15 protein-coding genes are annotated in these 15,537 nt (G+C 70.4%); 4 read left to right on the plus strand and 11 right to left on the minus strand.

What is annotated here, in order from left to right:
* Positions 1-26 precede the first annotated feature (26 nt).
* Positions 27-536 (minus strand): Pycsar system effector family protein, encoded by a 510-nt coding sequence (locus tag ACFC79_RS15300; RefSeq protein ID WP_376239999.1) that lies wholly within the window; start codon positions 534-536, stop codon positions 27-29.
* A gap of 280 nt (positions 537-816) precedes the next feature.
* On the minus strand, positions 817-1,320 hold the full coding sequence (locus ACFC79_RS15305) for an FBP domain-containing protein (protein WP_376240001.1): 504 nt from the start codon (positions 1,318-1,320) through the stop codon (positions 817-819).
* A 548-nt stretch (positions 1,321-1,868) separates the two neighbouring features.
* Here ACFC79_RS15305 and ACFC79_RS15310 point away from each other — a divergent pair.
* Positions 1,869-2,048 (plus strand): hypothetical protein, encoded by a 180-nt coding sequence (locus tag ACFC79_RS15310; RefSeq protein WP_376240003.1) that lies wholly within the window; start codon positions 1,869-1,871, stop codon positions 2,046-2,048.
* A 437-nt stretch (positions 2,049-2,485) separates the two neighbouring features.
* A complete protein-coding gene (locus tag ACFC79_RS15315) occupies positions 2,486-3,292 on the plus strand; it encodes an SGNH/GDSL hydrolase family protein (protein ID WP_376240006.1) in 807 nt (268 codons plus the stop codon).
* 191 nt (positions 3,293-3,483) lie between these two features.
* Here the strand turns inward: ACFC79_RS15315 and ACFC79_RS15320 are convergent, their stop codons facing one another.
* Together ACFC79_RS15320 and ACFC79_RS15325 are read right to left on the minus strand one after the other, a co-directional pair.
* Positions 3,484-3,873, minus strand: a complete 390-nt coding sequence (locus ACFC79_RS15320) for a nuclear transport factor 2 family protein (protein WP_376240009.1) — start codon at positions 3,871-3,873, stop codon at positions 3,484-3,486.
* 52 nt (positions 3,874-3,925) lie between these two features.
* Entirely contained in the window at positions 3,926-4,765 is an 840-nt protein-coding gene (locus tag ACFC79_RS15325) for a class I SAM-dependent methyltransferase (protein WP_376240011.1), read from the minus strand.
* Positions 4,766-4,835: 70 nt separating this feature from the next.
* On the opposite strand from ACFC79_RS15325, the gene ACFC79_RS15330 reads away from it, so the two are divergent.
* Both ACFC79_RS15330 and ACFC79_RS15335 read left to right on the plus strand, forming a co-directional pair.
* Positions 4,836-6,788, plus strand: coding sequence for a S9 family peptidase (locus ACFC79_RS15330; protein ID WP_376240014.1), 1,953 nt, complete (start codon positions 4,836-4,838; stop codon positions 6,786-6,788).
* Between the two features lie 125 nt (positions 6,789-6,913).
* Positions 6,914-7,834, plus strand: a complete 921-nt coding sequence (locus ACFC79_RS15335; protein WP_376240016.1) for an SURF1 family protein — start codon at positions 6,914-6,916, stop codon at positions 7,832-7,834.
* A gap of 174 nt (positions 7,835-8,008) precedes the next feature.
* Here ACFC79_RS15335 and ACFC79_RS15340 read toward each other — a convergent pair whose 3' ends face one another.
* From ACFC79_RS15340 to ACFC79_RS15370, 7 genes are all read right to left on the minus strand, one after another.
* On the minus strand, positions 8,009-9,406 hold the full coding sequence (locus ACFC79_RS15340) for a hypothetical protein (protein WP_376240019.1): 1,398 nt from the start codon (positions 9,404-9,406) through the stop codon (positions 8,009-8,011).
* Positions 9,403-9,978: a SigE family RNA polymerase sigma factor gene (locus tag ACFC79_RS15345; protein WP_376240190.1), complete on the minus strand. Its 576-nt coding sequence runs from the start codon at positions 9,976-9,978 to the stop codon at positions 9,403-9,405. The genes ACFC79_RS15340 and ACFC79_RS15345 overlap by 4 nt, the downstream gene beginning before the upstream one ends.
* A gap of 359 nt (positions 9,979-10,337) precedes the next feature.
* Positions 10,338-11,414: an aspartate-semialdehyde dehydrogenase gene (locus ACFC79_RS15350; RefSeq protein ID WP_376240021.1), complete on the minus strand. Its 1,077-nt coding sequence runs from the start codon at positions 11,412-11,414 to the stop codon at positions 10,338-10,340.
* Positions 11,411-12,682, minus strand: a complete 1,272-nt coding sequence (locus ACFC79_RS15355) for an aspartate kinase (RefSeq protein WP_376240023.1) — start codon at positions 12,680-12,682, stop codon at positions 11,411-11,413. Before ACFC79_RS15355 ends, ACFC79_RS15350 begins: the two co-directional genes overlap by 4 nt.
* Positions 12,683-13,140: 458 nt before the next feature.
* Positions 13,141-13,800 (minus strand): DUF5063 domain-containing protein, encoded by a 660-nt coding sequence (locus ACFC79_RS15360; RefSeq protein ID WP_376240025.1) that lies wholly within the window; start codon positions 13,798-13,800, stop codon positions 13,141-13,143.
* Positions 13,801-13,961: 161 nt separating this feature from the next.
* Positions 13,962-14,561, minus strand: a complete 600-nt coding sequence (gene recR, locus ACFC79_RS15365; RefSeq protein WP_376240027.1) for a recombination mediator RecR — start codon at positions 14,559-14,561, stop codon at positions 13,962-13,964.
* A gap of 328 nt (positions 14,562-14,889) precedes the next feature.
* Positions 14,890-15,225, minus strand: a complete 336-nt coding sequence (locus tag ACFC79_RS15370; protein WP_376240029.1) for a YbaB/EbfC family nucleoid-associated protein — start codon at positions 15,223-15,225, stop codon at positions 14,890-14,892.
* Positions 15,226-15,537 lie beyond the last annotated feature (312 nt).

Genomic DNA, 15,537 nt, shown 5'->3' on the forward strand with positions numbered 1-15,537 from the left:
GGGGGGCGCTGTCCACCGGGGCCGCTTCAGGCGAAGGCGACGACGACGGCGACCAGGACACTGCCGGTGACGGCCAGCACCAACGACTGCTGGACACGCTTGTGCTTCGTCCACGCGATCGCGCTCATGACGACGATCTGGCTGCTGAGCGTGGGCAGCGGATCGGCACCGGCGAGCCGCTGGGCGAGGTCGTCGGGGGCCCAGTGGCGCAGGTGGCCGTAGAAGAGGAACTCGTCCTGACCGGGTTGGGGCGAACGGCCCTGACCGTTGTGGCGGGGGATGACGACGAGAACCGCGAGCACCGCGGCGATCCCGATGAGCGCCACTCCCACCCAGAGGACCGCTCCGGCGAACCCGGACACGTGGTGGAGGGAGTGGCCGGTGCCGGACAGCGCGGCGATTCCGGCCAGCGCGGCGGACTCCATGGCCAGGGCGAAGGACGCCTTGGCGTCCACCGTACGGGTCGTCTCGTGGAGCGAGGCGTGGATCTGCCAGGCGACCTTCGCCGCCTCGGCCCGGGACTCCTCCTGCGACACCCGAACACCCCCCTTGCTGAATCCCTCGTCACTATAGCCACGAACGGGTCGGATCAGCAGAGGATTCACTGCGTCATTTCCCTTTGCAGGAAGCTCATTTGGCGCTCATCCCCGGCCCCGGCCCCCGGCCGGTCGGCCGGGCCGCGGCGCGGCGCGGCGACGCAGTGGCCGGGGTTCGGGCATACGACGCGGCGGCCGGGGGCCGGGCCGGAGACGGAGGCGGTCGGAGACGGGGCCGGGTGTCACCGTCCCCGGCCGTCCCGGTGCGCTCACCGCACGTTCACGACTCGGTGACCTTGGCCACGAAGGCGTTCAGGTTGTCCCTCATTCGCTCAAGGCGCCCGTCCACGTCCAGGCTCTCCTCGTGCCGACCGGCGCGCAGCTTCGGCTGCCGCTTGCCGCGCACGTAGAGCGGGCAGGCGAGGTCCGCGCAGACGTAGATGCCGACGGAGTTGCCTTCGCGGCCCCGGGCGCCCGCCAGCGGGGCGGCGAGCAGGGTGACACCGGAGGAGGCATGGCCCGTCAGGCATATCCGGCAGAGGCTGGATTTCACGGCGCTGGTACGCCGCACGGAGGGCACTCGGAGCGAGATCCCCAGTGGCCCCTGCGCCCCGGGCAGCACGATATGAGCCCTCAGGGGCGCCCCCGGGTCCACCCACCCCAGGAAGTCCAGGTCACTCCAGGGGAGTTCGGCGAAATCGAGCGGCAAGCGGAGCCGCGCGGCCTCGCCCCTGGTGCAGTTCACAAAGGATGAACGGATCTGTTTCTCAGTGAGCGGTTCCACAAATATCGACTTTAGAACGGCTCACGAAAGGCCCGCATCCGAATATAAGCGGCTCCCGCACCAAGACTCCCGCCCGGCAGTTCGCGCGCGATGTCGCGAACAGGGCCCTGTCGCGGAGAGGGCAGAACCGATGCACGCGAAGGCCGATGCGGACGGTTACCAATGCAGTGGTGACCAATGCGGACGGTGACGATACGCATCGGATGCGGGAGTCGGGCGATGCGGGTTCGCGGCAGCCGGTGCATGGCCAAGGCAGCCGGTGCATGGCCAAGGCAGCCGGTGCATGGCCAAGGCAGCCGGTACGGAAGATCACGACGGGGCCGGTGCGACGGAGGAGACCGCATCGGCCGATGCGGAGGAGATCAAGAAGATCCGCGCGCACGCTTCAGCCATTCCGCCATTCCGCCATTCCGCCAAACGGTCATCCCGCCGTCCCACCGTTCTGCCGGATACGCACATGGCAGCGAGCATCCGATATGCACCTTTCATTCGCACATGCGAGTCTGGTGGTGGCCCATCGTCCGAGATCCGCTACAGGAGGCACGATCGTGGGCAAGAAGCAGAGTCGCCAGAATCGCGGCGCCCGCACCGGCGGTCACGAACGGAGCGCCCCTCCGGAGACGACGGAGAAGACGGAGAAGACGCAGCAACCGTCCACCCAGGATCCGGTGCGCTCGATCTCAGAGCAGGTCTCCCACCGGAAACAGCGGAGGTTCGGCCACAACTGATCTCCACGACGCCCCGCGAATGACCGACGGAGGCCACGACAACTGATCCCGTAGATACCAGACTCACCGCCCCCTGCGGCGGCTCCCCTCACCGGGGTGCCACCGCAGGGGGCGTTTTTTCGTGCCCGCACCACCCCTTCCCACCCCCTCGCGGACCGCCCCAGCCCCTTCCCCCCACGCCCTTCCCCCCACCCCTTCGCGGCCTCCCCGCCGCTTCCCCGCCGCTTCCCCGCTGCCTTCCCGCCGCCCTCCCAACCCTGCCCCGACGCGGGCTCGGCCGGTGCCGGTCTACGCGCGGAGCTCGCACACCCGGCGATCATTCGGGCATATCAGACCAGTTCTTGTTCAGCCATTACCGGCGAGTACCAACAGCTGCTAGAAACATGGCGCTCCATCATCCCCCCACCCACCCCCCACACTTCGGAGGGCTGACCGCCATGTCAGTACGGAGATTCTGGGCGTCCGCATCCACTCTGGTCCTCGCCGCCGCAGCCGCCCTGGGCGTCGCCCAGCCGGCCTGGGCGAATTCCGCAGCCGCAGCGGGCGGTTACGTCGCGCTCGGCGACTCGTACTCGTCCGGCGTCGGCGCCGGCAGCTACCTCTCCGACAGTGGCGACTGCCGCCGCAGCACCAATGCCTACCCCTACCTCTGGGCCGCTGCGAACTCGCCCTCGTCCTTCTCCTTCGTCGCCTGTTCCGGCGCGACGACGAGCTCGGTCGCGAGCACCCAGCTGGGCGCGCTGAACTCGTCCACCGGCCTGGTCAGCGTCACCGCGGGCGGCAACGACGTGGGCTTTGCCACCGTCATGCAGGACTGCGTGCTGTCCAGCGAGGCCAGCTGCCTGAGCAGCGTGAACTCGGCCGTGACGCAGGTGCAGACCTCCCTTCCGTCCAGTCTGAGCTCGCTCTACGGCTCCATCAAGTCCCGTGCCCCGCAGGCGCATGTGGTGGTGCTGGGATACCCGCGCTTCTACAAGCTGAGCGGCAGCTGCATCGCCGGCCTCTCCGAGAAGAAGCGGGAGGCCATCAACAACGCGTCCGACGTCCTGAACGATGTCATCGCCAAGCAGGCGGCCAATGCCGGGTTCACGTTCTCCAGCGTGGTGGACGAATTCACCGGCCACGAGCTGTGCTCCGGTGACGCATGGCTCAACAGCGTCTCCATCCCCGTCTACAACTCGTACCACCCCAAGGCGGCCGGACAGTCGGGCGGCTACCTCCCGGCGTTCCGCTCGGCCGCGTAGGACACGGCCGAGGGGAACACGAGGAACGTGCCCCTTCGGCCGTCCGTACCGGGGCCCGGCCGGGCCGCCGGGGCAACTGGAGCCCACGGCGGCCCGGCACACGTCCTCGCCGGAGTATTCGCCCGGACCACTCGCCGCCGCCCGCATACCCGGGGGCGGGAGCGGCGGACGGGCAGGAGTGCCGCCGAGTCTCAGTAGCGCTCGACGAGGTGTTCCCGGCCCACCGGGGGCTCGTACTGCTCGGGCCGGAAGTCGGTGATTGCGCTTATCCGCCCCTCCGCATCGAACGTGAAGAAATGGATGGCGTGCAACTCCTGCGGGCCGACCGTGAAAAGGGACCGGGTGGCGGCCTGTTGCCCCTCCCGGTCGACCGTGATGCGCTCGACGCGCACGTCCCGGCCCGCCGGGTGCTCCCGGTTGAACCGCACGTACCTTTCCTTCCCCCGGATGCGTTCGCGGACGTGCGGCAGGTCGAACAGCACCTCGTCGGCGAGCGTCGCGGCGAATGCGTCCCAGTCTCGGTTACCGGCCGCGGCCCAGTACGTCTCCACCGCGGCACGCAGATCAGCAGTCGTGGTCATGGTCCGAGTCTGAGGCCCACCACTGACAACGGGCCCCGGACACGTTCCGCGATCAGGAACCGGCGGCCGGCCGCGAGGCCCTGATCGAGTACATCAGCGGGATGCGGGGGCGGTCGGCGGGAAAACGGTAGAAGCCGTCCGCCTGCCGCTCCAGTGCCGAGAAGCGGGGGAAGAGCGAGGCGTCATGCTCGTGCAGGAACTCGATCCGCAGGCCCGCGGCAGCGAGTTCCGAGACCACGTCGCCGATCGGATGCTGCCATTCGACGCTGCGGTTGTGGACGGTCGGCGCGTCGGAGTCCGCGTACGTGCCCGGGGTTTCGTCCACCCATGCGTCGCGGCTGAAGTAGTCGTGGACGATCTCCCTGCCGTTCGTGTCGTCGAGGCAGTCCGTGATCGGGTGGAACTCCGCGAGGTAGAGAAACCCTCCCGGCGCGACGAGCGACGCGGCGACCTCGGCCCAGCGCCGGGTGTCGGGAAGCCAGTTCAGCGCCCCGACTCCCGTGTAGACGATGTCGTACGACGCGTCGGGGACTGCCTGGGCCGCTTCGTGGACGTCGGCGGTGACGAAGGCCGCCCGGTCCTGTCCTAGCCCCATCTCGCGGGCCAGGTCGCGCGCGGTCTCGACGGCCGGTTCCGAGAAGTCCAGCCCGACGACGCGCGCCGCGCCGTGACGGACCCAGGAAAGGGTGTCGACGCCGATGTGGCACTGGAGGTGGAGCAGTGACTTGCCCATCACGTCCCCGACCTCGGCGACTTCGAAAGCGCGCAGGGCGTCCTTGCCGGCGCGGAAGGATTCGAGGTCGTAGTAGTCGCTCGTGACGTGGATGGGGACCCGCTCGTCCCAGAGTGCTCGATTGGCCTGGCGCCAGTCGGCGGGGGGCTCTGCATGCATGCCCGGGAGGTTATCCACAGGCTGCGGACGGCGCGAACCAATTGTCCGCGCCCCGACGCAGAATGGGGGCATGACTGAGATCACCGGATCCACGCCCCCCACCACACAGGCCGACGCTCCCGCGACCGGGTCCCGCCCGGCGTCCACCACCGGATCCGGGCCCACGTCCACCACCGGATCCGGGTCGGCGGACGCGTCCGTACCGGCGTGGGAGCAGCGGTTCAGGGCACCCAGGGTGTCGTTGCCCGACTGGGCGGAGGACGCGCCGCACCGCGCGCTGTTCGTCTCCAACGCGACAGGGACGTACGAGCTGTACGCGTGGGACCGCGTCACCGGCGAGCAGCGCCAGGTGACCGACCGGCCGAACGGGACGACGGACGGCGTCCTGACACCGGACGGCGAGTCGATCTGGTGGTTCAGCGACACCGACGGCGACGAGTTCGGAGTGTGGATGCGTCAGCCGTTCCACCGTGCCGAGGGCGAGGAGCCCGTGGACGAACCGGCGGCTCCGGGTCTCACCGCCTCGTACCCGGCCGGGCTCGCGATCGGCCGGGACGGGACGGCGGTGATCGGCCGCTCGACCGACGAGGACGGGACGACGGTCCATGTCGTGCGGCCCGGCGCCGCTCCCATCGAGATCTACCGCCACCGCGAGTCGGCGGGGGTCGGCGATCTCAGCCATGACGGAACGCTGATCGCCCTGGAGCACACCGAGCACGGCGATGCGATGCATTCCGCACTGCGTGTGGTGCGGCCGGACGGATCCACGGTCGCGGAACTGGACGACACCGAGGGCGGGACGAAGGAACTGGGCCTGTCGGTGCTGGGCTTCGCCCCCGTCGCCGGTGACACCCGGCTGCTGGTCGGGCACCAGCGCCGGGGCCGCTGGGAGCCGATGATCTGGGATCCGGTGACGGGCACGGAGACCGATCTCGCGCTCAATCTGCCCGGTGATGTGGCCGCCGAGTGGTATCCGGACGCCTCCGCCCTGCTGATCGTGCACGGCTTCGAGGCCCGCAGCGACCTCTGGCGTTACGAGCCGGGGGCGGGCGGGGCTCCCGTCCGGGTGGAGACGCCGGCGGGCTCGGTGTCGGGTGCCACGGCGCGGCCGGACGGCACAGTGGAGTACCTGTGGTCGTCGGCCGCGCAGCCGCCCGTCATCCGGTCCACCTCGGGTGCGGTGGTGCTCGACCCGCCCGGTGCGAAGGCCCCGGCGTCGGTGCCGGTGGAGGACGTGTGGGTGGACGGGCCCGGCGGGCGCGTCCACGCGCTGGTGCAGCGGCCCGCCGCCCCGGCCGAGGGGCCGTTCCCCACCGTGTTCGAGATCCACGGCGGCCCGACCTGGCACGACAGCGACGCCTTCGCGTCCGGCCCCGCCGCCTGGGTGGACCACGGCTACGCGGTCGTCCGGGTCAACTACCGCGGTTCCACCGGGTACGGCCGCGCCTGGACGGATGCGCTCAAGCACCGCGTGGGCCTGATCGAGCTGGAGGACATCGCCGCGGTGCGGGAGTGGGCGGTGGCGTCGGGGCTCGCCGACCCGGCGAGGCTGGTGCTCGCCGGGGGCTCCTGGGGCGGCTATCTGACACTGCTGGGGCTCGGCACCCAGCCCGACGCATGGGCCCTGGGCCTGGCGGCCGTCCCGGTCGCCGACTACGTCACGGCTTACCACGACGAGATGGAGGACCTGAAGGCACTGGACCGCACCCTGCTGGGCGGCACACCGGAGGAGGTCCCCGAGCGTTTCGAGGCGTCGTCCCCGCTGACGTACGTCGACGCCGTCCGGGCGCCGGTCTACATCTCGGCGGGCGTCAACGACCCGCGCTGTCCGATCCGTCAGATCGAGAACTACGTGGACCGGCTGAAGGGACGCGATGCGGCACACGAGGTCTACCGCTACGACGCGGGGCACGGTTCGCTCGTCGTGGAGGAGCGGATCAAGCAGTTCCGGCTGGAGCTCGACTTCGCCCGCCGACACCTGGGCCCGGTCTCCGAGACCCCCGGCCCCGTGTCCGGCGGCTGAACGGGAGCGGCGGCAGGAGGGCGGCCGTCGGGGAGGGCCGACGAGGTGACGGAACGCGGTGGGGCGGGCGCGTCGGTCGGCACCCCGCGCCGGGGGAACGGAAGCGGGGACCGTACCGTGGAGGGGTGTACCGGTTCCTGCTGACCCCGCGGTGGTGGGGGATCAACCTGTTCGTCGTGCTGGCCATCCCTTTCTGCGTGCTCATGGGCACCTGGCAGCTCGGCCGCTTCGAGGACCGCGTGCAGACGCACAACGCCGCCGAGAAGCAGCCGGCGCCGGGCACGAGGGCCGCCGAGCCGATCGACGAGCTGCTGCCCGTCGATACGGAGACCTCCGGCCGTCCCGCCACCGCCACCGGCCGGTACGCGGACCAGTTCCTGGTGCCCGGCCGGGAGTTGGACGACAAGAACGGCTTCTATGTCCTGAACATGCTCCGTACGGACGGTGGCAAGGCCCTGCCGGTGGTACGTGGCTGGCTGCCCGGCGAGCCCGGCCGCACCGCGGTGCCCACCGCTCCGACCGGCACGGTCACGGTCACCGGCGACCTCCAGGCATCGGAGAACGCCGGCACCGCGGGGGCCCACACCGCGGGCGGCCTTCCGACCGGCCAGGTCGGCATGATCAGCGCCGCGACCCTGGTCAACCTCGTCCCGTACGACGTCTACGACGCATGGGTGACGCTCCAGGACACGGGGGTGGGCGGGCTGCGGCCGGTACCGGCCGCAGCGGCACAGGGCACCGGTCTGGACCTCAAGGCATTCCAGAACCTCGGCTACACCGGCGAGTGGTTCGTCTTCGCCGGATTCGTGCTCTTCATGTGGTTCCGGCTGGTCCGTCGCGAGGCCGAAGCGGCGCGCGACCTCGAACTCGGCCTCGTCCCGGAGACGGGCACGGTCACCGACGCGGGTACGTCCGCGAAAGCCGACGCGAGTACCGACGCGGATACGGACGCCGGGACAGGCACCGGGACGGACGCCGGTGCGAAGGCCGACCCCGCCGATCCCGGCGTCCGGTCCGGCCCCGATGTGAGGACCGGCGCCGTCTGAGCCCTCCGGCACTCCGGACCGGCTCCTCACAAGCGCCCGCCCGCGGACGACGCGCGCCCGGACGACACACGCCCGCTGCCCGGACGGGTGTCCAAACAGGTATGCGCGCGAAGATGCGCCGACGTCGGCATGTGCCCCGCAGACGCACTTGCGTGCCCTGCCTCTGCCCCTGCCTCACGGAGTGGGGGCCAGCACCCCGGTCCGGTAGATCGTGCCCGCGCAGGCGTTGGCGATCTTCGCCTCCGCGACCGGCGCGCCCGCCTGCGGCGTATGCGTCACGGCGATGCTGCCGTCGAGCATCCCGCCGCCCCCGTCGCTGCCGAACTGCGCAGCCGTCTCCGCGGCACCGTCGCCGGAACCCGAGCCGGCACCACCTCCGGCGGCGGAACCACCCACGCCCCCGGCACCGCCCGCTCCCTCCGTGGGCGTCGGGCTCGGCGAACCGCCGACGGCCGGGCAGGTGTCCTTCGGTACCCAGGCGAACTTCACCTCGTACGTCATGGACGGCTTCAGCTCCACGGCCGCCCGCTCCCGCGAGGGGTCGGGCAGGCGGGCCGCCGCGTCGCCCGCAGCGTGCTGCACAACCGCGATCTTGGCCGGGTCGGCCGCGCCCAACGCCTGGAAGCCCACGCTTCCGGCGCTGCTCACCGAACACTCCGTGCCGGAGACGTTGGCGATGCGGAAGGTTCCGTACACGGTGCCGTCGGCACCGGCCGCTCCCGTCTCGGCCGAGGCGACACCGAGCTGTTCCGGGTCGCAGGCCGGTACGGAGGAGGCGATGGAGGCGGACGGGTCGGAGGCCCCACCGACCGGGTCGCCCTCGCCCGCCCGACCGCCGCCGTCGGACGGGCTGCTCGTGCTCGCCGGCTGATTCGCGTCGCTTTCGCCCTGCTCGCCGGTTCCGCCGCCGTCGTCCTTCCCGGCGCCTCCGGAACCGCTCTCCATGCCGTTGCCGCCCTGCGCCTGCTCGCCGTGCCCGGCCATCGCGGGGTTGGCGGCGTTCGAGCCGTCGGAGTTCGCGACGTGGACGAAGGCGGGGACCGCGGTGCCGATGAGCAGTGCCGCCGCGGCCATCCCGACGACGGCCTGCCGTCGCCTGGCGCGCCGGACGGGCACGGCCCGGTGCAGGTGGTCGAGGACGCCCTCGGCCGGCTCGATCTGATCGACGGCCCCGTGCAGCATGCGACGCAGCGCGACCTCGTCCAGGAAGTCCGTCGTGCCGAGGCCGCTGTCACCGGAACCACCGCCGCCGTGGCCACCGCCGCCGTGGCCACCGTCTTCGGGGCCGACGTCTTCGGGGCCGTTGCCGCCGGGGCCACTGCTGCCGCGTGCGCCGACGCGCATGGGCGTCACGGAACGCGCGCACGTATCCGGAGGAACATCCGAGTCCGCGCCTGCTCCCGGTTCGACGCCCTCTCCCACGTCCGGGTCCGTGCCCCCGCCGGACTCCCTGTCCGCGTTCCCGCTCGTGTCCGGACCCATACCCGCGCTCCCGCCCGCGTCCACCTTCGCCTCCGCGTTCACGTTCGCGTCCGAGTGCCCGTTCTCGTGTCCACCGTCGCGCCGGCTCATCCCTGTGCCTCCATGACGACCCGCAGCGCCGCGATGCCACGTGACCCGTAGGCCTTGACCGACCCCAGGGATATGCCCAGCGTCTCGGCCACCTGCGCCTCCGTCATGTCCGCGAAGTAGCGCAGCACCAGCACCTCTCGCTGGCGTCGTTGCAGCCCCCGCATCGCCTTGATCAGCGCGTCCCTCTCCAACTGGTCGTACGCGCCCTCCTCCGCACTCGCCATGTCCGGCATCGGCTTGGAGAGCAGCTTCAGCCCGAGAATGCGGCGGCGCAGCGCGGAACGCGACAGGTTCACGACGGTCTGGCGCAGATACGCGAGGGTCTTCTCGGGCTCGCGCACCCGGCTGCGCGCCGAGTGCACGCGGATGAACGCCTCCTGCACCACGTCCTCGCACGAAGCGGTGTCGTCCAGGAGCAGGGCCGCGAGCCCGAGCAGCGAGCGGTAGTGGGCGCGATAGGTCTCGGTGAGATGGTCGACGGTGGTTCCGGCTGCCACGCTCTCCTCAGCGCCCTCGCGCTGTGACGACAGCCGCGCCGGGCGTGCGGCGGGCATGGGCGCGATCACCGGCATGCCGCCGGGTGCGCGGGGCCGCCTGAGCGGACGCACCGTAGCGCCCCGCAAGGGGCCCACCACTGTGATGTCGAGAACCTCTGCCACGCCAGTTGGACACGTTTCCCCCCATCAGGGTTGTACGCGCGCGACACCACGTTCGACGCAGTGCGACATGCCCTCATACGTACCCGCTCTTCCCCAAATGCCCTGAATATGCGTCCCGCCGTGCAAGAAGTGACCGCATAGACGCGCATCTTTCGACCGACGGTTGCAGCAGGCCGAAAGGTCATCGTCGGACACCGCGACACCCCAGCTCAAGGGGTTCAGTCCTTCAACTTGCCCACAGGGTGTTCACAGACCGCACAAATCAGGTTCGATCAGGTTCGATCAGACGCAGGGAACTCGGCGGCCACCGACTCGGCGATCTGCGCCACGTTCAGCGCCGCCCCCTTGCGGAGGTTGTCGCCGCACACGAACAGCTCCAGGGCCCGGGGGTCGTCCAGCGACCGGCGCACCCGTCCGACCCATGTCGGATCCGTGCCGACGACGTCGGACGGCGTCGGGAAGTCGCCGGCGGCCGGACTGTCGTACAGCACCACGCCCGGGGCCGTCGCCAGGATCTCGTGGGCCCGTTCGACCGCGACCTCGTTCTCGAACCGTGCGTGCACGGACATCGAGTGGGTGGCGATGACCGGCACGTATGCGCAGGTGGCCGCCACCCGCAGGCTGGGCAGGTCCAGGATCTTGCGGCATTCCCCGCGGATCGCGAGCTCCTCCGACGACCAGCCGTCCCCGGCGTCCGTCCCGGCCCACGGCACCACGTTGAGGGCCACCGGCGCGGCGAACGGGCTGCCGGCCTCCGCGTCCGCCACCGCCCGGCGCACGTCACCGGGGTTCGTGCCAAGTTCCGTGCCGGCCACCAGCGACAACTGTTCGCGCAGCGCGGCCACCCCGTCGCGGCCCGCGCCGCTCACCGCCTGGTACGAGGAGACGACGAGTTCCCGCACCCCGAACTCGGCGTGCAGCGCACCGACCGCGACGATCAGCGCGAGCGTCGTGCAGTTCGGGCTCGCGACGATGCCGCGCGGCCTGATCCGTACGGCATGTGGGTTGATCTCGGGCACGACGAGCGGGACGTCCTCGTCCAGCCGGAACGCGGCGGAGTCGTCGACGACCACCGCGCCCTTGGCGGCGGCGACCGGCGCCCACTGCGCGGACACGTCGTCGGGCACCAGGAACAGCGCCACGTCGACGCCGTCGAAGACGTCCTCGGTGAGCGGGAGGACCTCGCTCTCCTCGCCACGCACGACCAGCTTGCGGCCTGCCGAACGCGGCGAGGCGACCAGTCTCACCTCGCCCCAGACATCCGCGTGCTGCGAGATGATCTGGAGCATGACGCCGCCGATCGCCCCGGTCGCGCCGACCACCGCGAGCGAGGGGCGGCGGGCGGTCATCGGCCGGTGCCCCCGTAGACGACGGCCTCGTCGGAGTCGCTGTCGAGGCCGAAGGCGGTGTGCACGGCGCAAACGGCCTCGATGACGTCGTCGGCACGGGTCACGACCGAGATGCGGATCTCGGACGTCGAGATCAACTCGATGTTCACACCGGCGTCGGACAGCGCCTCGAAGAAGCCGGCCGTCACCCCCGGGTTGGTCTTCATACCGGCGCCGACCAGGGAGATCTTCGCGATCTGGTCGTCGTAGCGCAGCGAGTCGAAGCCGATGGTGCCGCGGTTGCGCTCCAGGGCGTCGATGGCCTTGCGGCCCTCGGCCTTCGGCAGCGTGAACGAGATGTCGGTAAGGCCGGTCGACGCGGCGGAGACGTTCTGCACCACCATGTCGATGTTGACCTCCGCGTTCGCGATGGTCCGGAAGATCGCGGCGGCCTCGCCCGGCTTGTCGGGCACACCGACAACGGTGATCTTGGCCTCGGAGACGTCATGGGCGACTCCGGAGATGATCGCGTGCTCCACCTTCTGGTCCCCTTGCGGCTCGTTGCTGACCCAGGTTCCGCGCAGCCCCGAGAAGGACGAACGGACGTGGATCGGGATGTTGTAGCGGCGTGCGTACTCCACGCACCGGTGCAGCAGCACCTTGGAACCGGACGCAGCCAGTTCCAGCATGTCCTCGAAGGAGATCCAGTCGATCTTCCGGGCCTTCTTCACGACCCTCGGGTCGGCGGTGAAGACACCGTCCACATCGGTGTAGATCTCACAGACCTCGGCGTCCAGCGCGGCGGCGAGCGCGACCGCGGTGGTGTCGGACCCGCCGCGACCGAGGGTGGTGATGTCCTTCTTGTCCTGGGACACACCCTGGAACCCCGCGACGATCGCGATGTTCCCCTCGTCCAGCGCCGTACGGATACGGCCCGGCGTCACATCGATGATGCGCGCTTTGTTGTGGACCGAGTCGGTGATGACGCCGGCCTGACTGCCCGTGAACGACTGGGCCTCGTGGCCCAGGTTTTTGATCGCCATCGCCAGCAGGGCCATGGAGATCCGCTCCCCGGCGGTCAGCAGCATGTCGAACTCGCGCCCGGCAGGGATCGGGGATACCTGCCCGGCGAGATCGATCAACTCGTCCGTCGTGTCGCCCATCGCGGACACCACGACAACCACCTGGTTGCCGCTCTTCTTGGCATCGACGATTCGCTTGGCGACGCGCTTGATGCCCTCGGCATCGGCTACGGAGGAGCCTCCGTACTTCTGCACGACAAGGCCCACGTGCGCTCCTCGCTCGGTCCATTACTACGGTCGGCTCAGTTTAACGAGCAGCCCGAAAACGCCCCGCTGATACCACATGGTGAGATGTCCCGCTCAACACGTGATCATCGGCGTGCCGCTCCGAGCCGCTCGTACGGGCTGCTGCCCGCCGATCGGGGCCGCACTCCCGATGTGGTCCAGCCCACATGCGCGGCGCGCCTGGTCCACGATGCGGGAGGCACCTCTCCCAGCGTGGACCGGAACCGCACGGTCCGCTCTTCGGATGCCCCCACCCCGCGCAATCCACCCCGCGCAATCCGCCCCGTGCAATCCGCTCCACGCAATCGCTCCACGCGTGCCGCGCGGGACCGAGCGCACCAGCCATACGCGCCCGCGCCTCGCCCTCGGCGTGCTCGCGCGTGCCCCGGAGCGGGACCGGGACGCGGCATCGGAACGGGCCCGGCGTCGGGACGCGGCCGCTACTGCACCGGGCGCAGTCCCAGCGGGCCCGCGATCTCCTCGGCCATCACCCGGCCCGCCTCCTCGGCCAGCTCGTCGTCGACGGTCTCCGAGTCGGTGTCCAGACCGTCGAGCTCCTGAAGGGGCTGGTTGAGCCGGATGTGGGCGATCAGGGACTGCAGGGCACGCAGGGTGGCGGACGCGGTGGAGCCCCAGTTGGAGAAGTACGAGAACTGCCACCACCAGAGGGCCTCGGTGATGCGCTCCTCCTCGTAGTGCGCCAGCCCGTGGCGCAGGTCGGTGACGAGGTCGGCAAGGTCGTCCGAGATACGCGCCGGGACCGGCGCCTTGCGGGGCTCGTAGGGGTCGAAGACCTCGGAGTAGACGTCGATCGGCTCCAGCAGGGCGGCGAACCGTTCACGCAGACCGTCGGCGTCCGGTTCCGCTCCCAGGTCCGGCTCGTAGCGCTCGTCGGGGACGATGTCCTCGTACGCGCCGAGCCGCCCGCCGGCCAGCAGCAGCTGGGAGACCTGGAGCAGCAGGACGGGTACCGCTTCCTCGGGCTCCTCGACCTTCGACACCTCGGTGACCGCGACGATGAACGTCTTGATCTGGTCGGCGATCTGGACGGCGAAGTCGTCCGGGTCCTGCGTGACGGAGTTCAGCGTGGCGTCAGACATCGAGGGGACCTCCCGTGGGCACGGTCGCAAACGGTGAGTAGAACATAGCGTCGCTGAACGTAAAGACGTCGTGAGTCGCGCAGGCGATCGCCGTCGGAACACCGGACGACGTAACGGCGTCGGGCATCGGACACGCGCCGGGACCGGACAACGAGCGCACCTCAGACATCGAGCAGGCGCCTCCCCTCGAAGGCACGGCCCAGGGTCACCTCGTCCGCGTACTCCAGGTCGCCGCCCACCGGCAGGCCACTGGCCAGCCTGGTGACCCGCAGGCCCATCGGCTTGATCATCCGCGCCAGGTACGTCGCGGTGGCCTCGCCCTCCAGGTTCGGGTCGGTCGCCAGGATCAGCTCCGTGACCGTGCCGTCGGCCAGACGGGCGAGCAGCTCGCGGATGCGCAGGTCGTCGGGGCCGACACCCTCGATCGGGCTGATCGCGCCGCCGAGCACGTGGTAGCGGCCCCGGAACTCACGGGTCCGCTCGATCGCGACGACGTCCTTCGGCTCCTCGACCACGCAGATGACCGTCAGGTCACGACGCGCGTCCCGGCAGATGTTGCACTGCTCCTGCTGGGCGACATTGCCGCAGACCGAACAGAACCTGACCTTGTCCTTGACCTCCATGAGGGCATGGGCGAGACGACGCACATCGGTCGGCTCCGCCTGCAGGATGTGGAAGGCGATCCGCTGCGCGCTCTTCGGACCGACGCCGGGCAGCCGGCCCAACTCGTCGATGAGGTCCTGAACCACGCCTTCGTACAACGGAAACGCCTTCCTCTACCTGTTCCTGGGGCCGTGCCTGCCGACCAGGTCCGTGCCTGCTGCCCGCCGCCCGCTGCCGGTGGGGCACCGTGGGCGGTACGCCGTCGGCGGTGCACCGTGCGCCACGTGCGACGGGTCATGAATACAACGTACGAGTCCGGGCCGCCGACGAGAAGGCCGATGCCGACCGGCGCCCGACCCGAAGACCTCCGGACCGTTCCCGGAGACCTCCGAGCACCGGTCCCGAAAACCATCGGACCGCCCCCCGGGGGGGGGCGACCCGGCCGCGCCCCGGGGGCGACTGGTGCGACCGGGGCGGCGCGAGGGGTCAGAAGGGGAGACCGGGCACGCCGCCGAGCCCCTGGGCGAGCGGGCCCAGCTTCTGCTGCTGGAGCTGCTGCGCGTTCTCGTTCGCCGCCTGGACCGCGGCGACGACGAGGTCCGCGAGCGTCTCGGTGTCCTCCGGATCCACGGCCTTCGGATCGATCACCAGGGCACGGAGTTCACCGGAGCCGGTCACGGTCGCCTTCACCAGACCGCCACCCGCCCGGCCCTCGACCTCGGTCCTCGCCAGCTCCTCCTGGGCCGCGGCGAGGTCCTGCTGCATCTTCTGGGCTTGCTGCAGCAACTGCTGCATGTTGGGCTGACCTGCACCGGGAATCACGGCTACTCCAGGCAATTCGACGACGAAATGTTTCGATAAACCGAGCCTACGTGGTCACCACGCAGCACGCCCCACCCACTGGTGAGCAACTCTTTCGAGTGAGTTTGAGTCCGCGCCGACACGACGCCTATACCTGATCACAGGCCCCGCGCTCCCTGGAATACCGCGATTTCGGCCCCGCGGCCCACCATTCGGCGGTAGGAAGGGCATGCGCGTCAGGACACGCACACACACCGCCCGTCACGCAAAGTTACGCGAACGGAACAGTCGGCCACGCCGGAGAGCAGTGATAGCCCACCGTCGAGAACACCG

It is taken from the genome of Streptomyces sp. NPDC056061 (genome assembly GCF_042266885.1).
Taxonomy (GTDB): domain Bacteria; phylum Actinomycetota; class Actinomycetes; order Streptomycetales; family Streptomycetaceae; genus Streptomyces.

Coding starts and splice junctions, on each gene's coding strand:
- ACFC79_RS15350 (WP_376240021.1), bottom strand. CDS start 11,414: ATGACCGCCCGCCGCCCCTCGCTCGCGGTGGTCGGCGCGACCGGGGCG.
- ACFC79_RS15325 (WP_376240011.1), bottom strand. CDS start 4,765: ATGCATGCAGAGCCCCCCGCCGACTGGCGCCAGGCCAATCGAGCACTC.
- ACFC79_RS15320 (WP_376240009.1), bottom strand. CDS start 3,873: ATGACCACGACTGCTGATCTGCGTGCCGCGGTGGAGACGTACTGGGCC.
- ACFC79_RS15330 (WP_376240014.1), top strand. CDS start 4,836: ATGACTGAGATCACCGGATCCACGCCCCCCACCACACAGGCCGACGCT.
- ACFC79_RS15315 (WP_376240006.1), top strand. CDS start 2,486: ATGTCAGTACGGAGATTCTGGGCGTCCGCATCCACTCTGGTCCTCGCC.
- ACFC79_RS15340 (WP_376240019.1), bottom strand. CDS start 9,406: ATGAGCCGGCGCGACGGTGGACACGAGAACGGGCACTCGGACGCGAAC.
- ACFC79_RS15360 (WP_376240025.1), bottom strand. CDS start 13,800: ATGTCTGACGCCACGCTGAACTCCGTCACGCAGGACCCGGACGACTTC.
- ACFC79_RS15345 (WP_376240190.1), bottom strand. CDS start 9,978: ATGCCGGTGATCGCGCCCATGCCCGCCGCACGCCCGGCGCGGCTGTCG.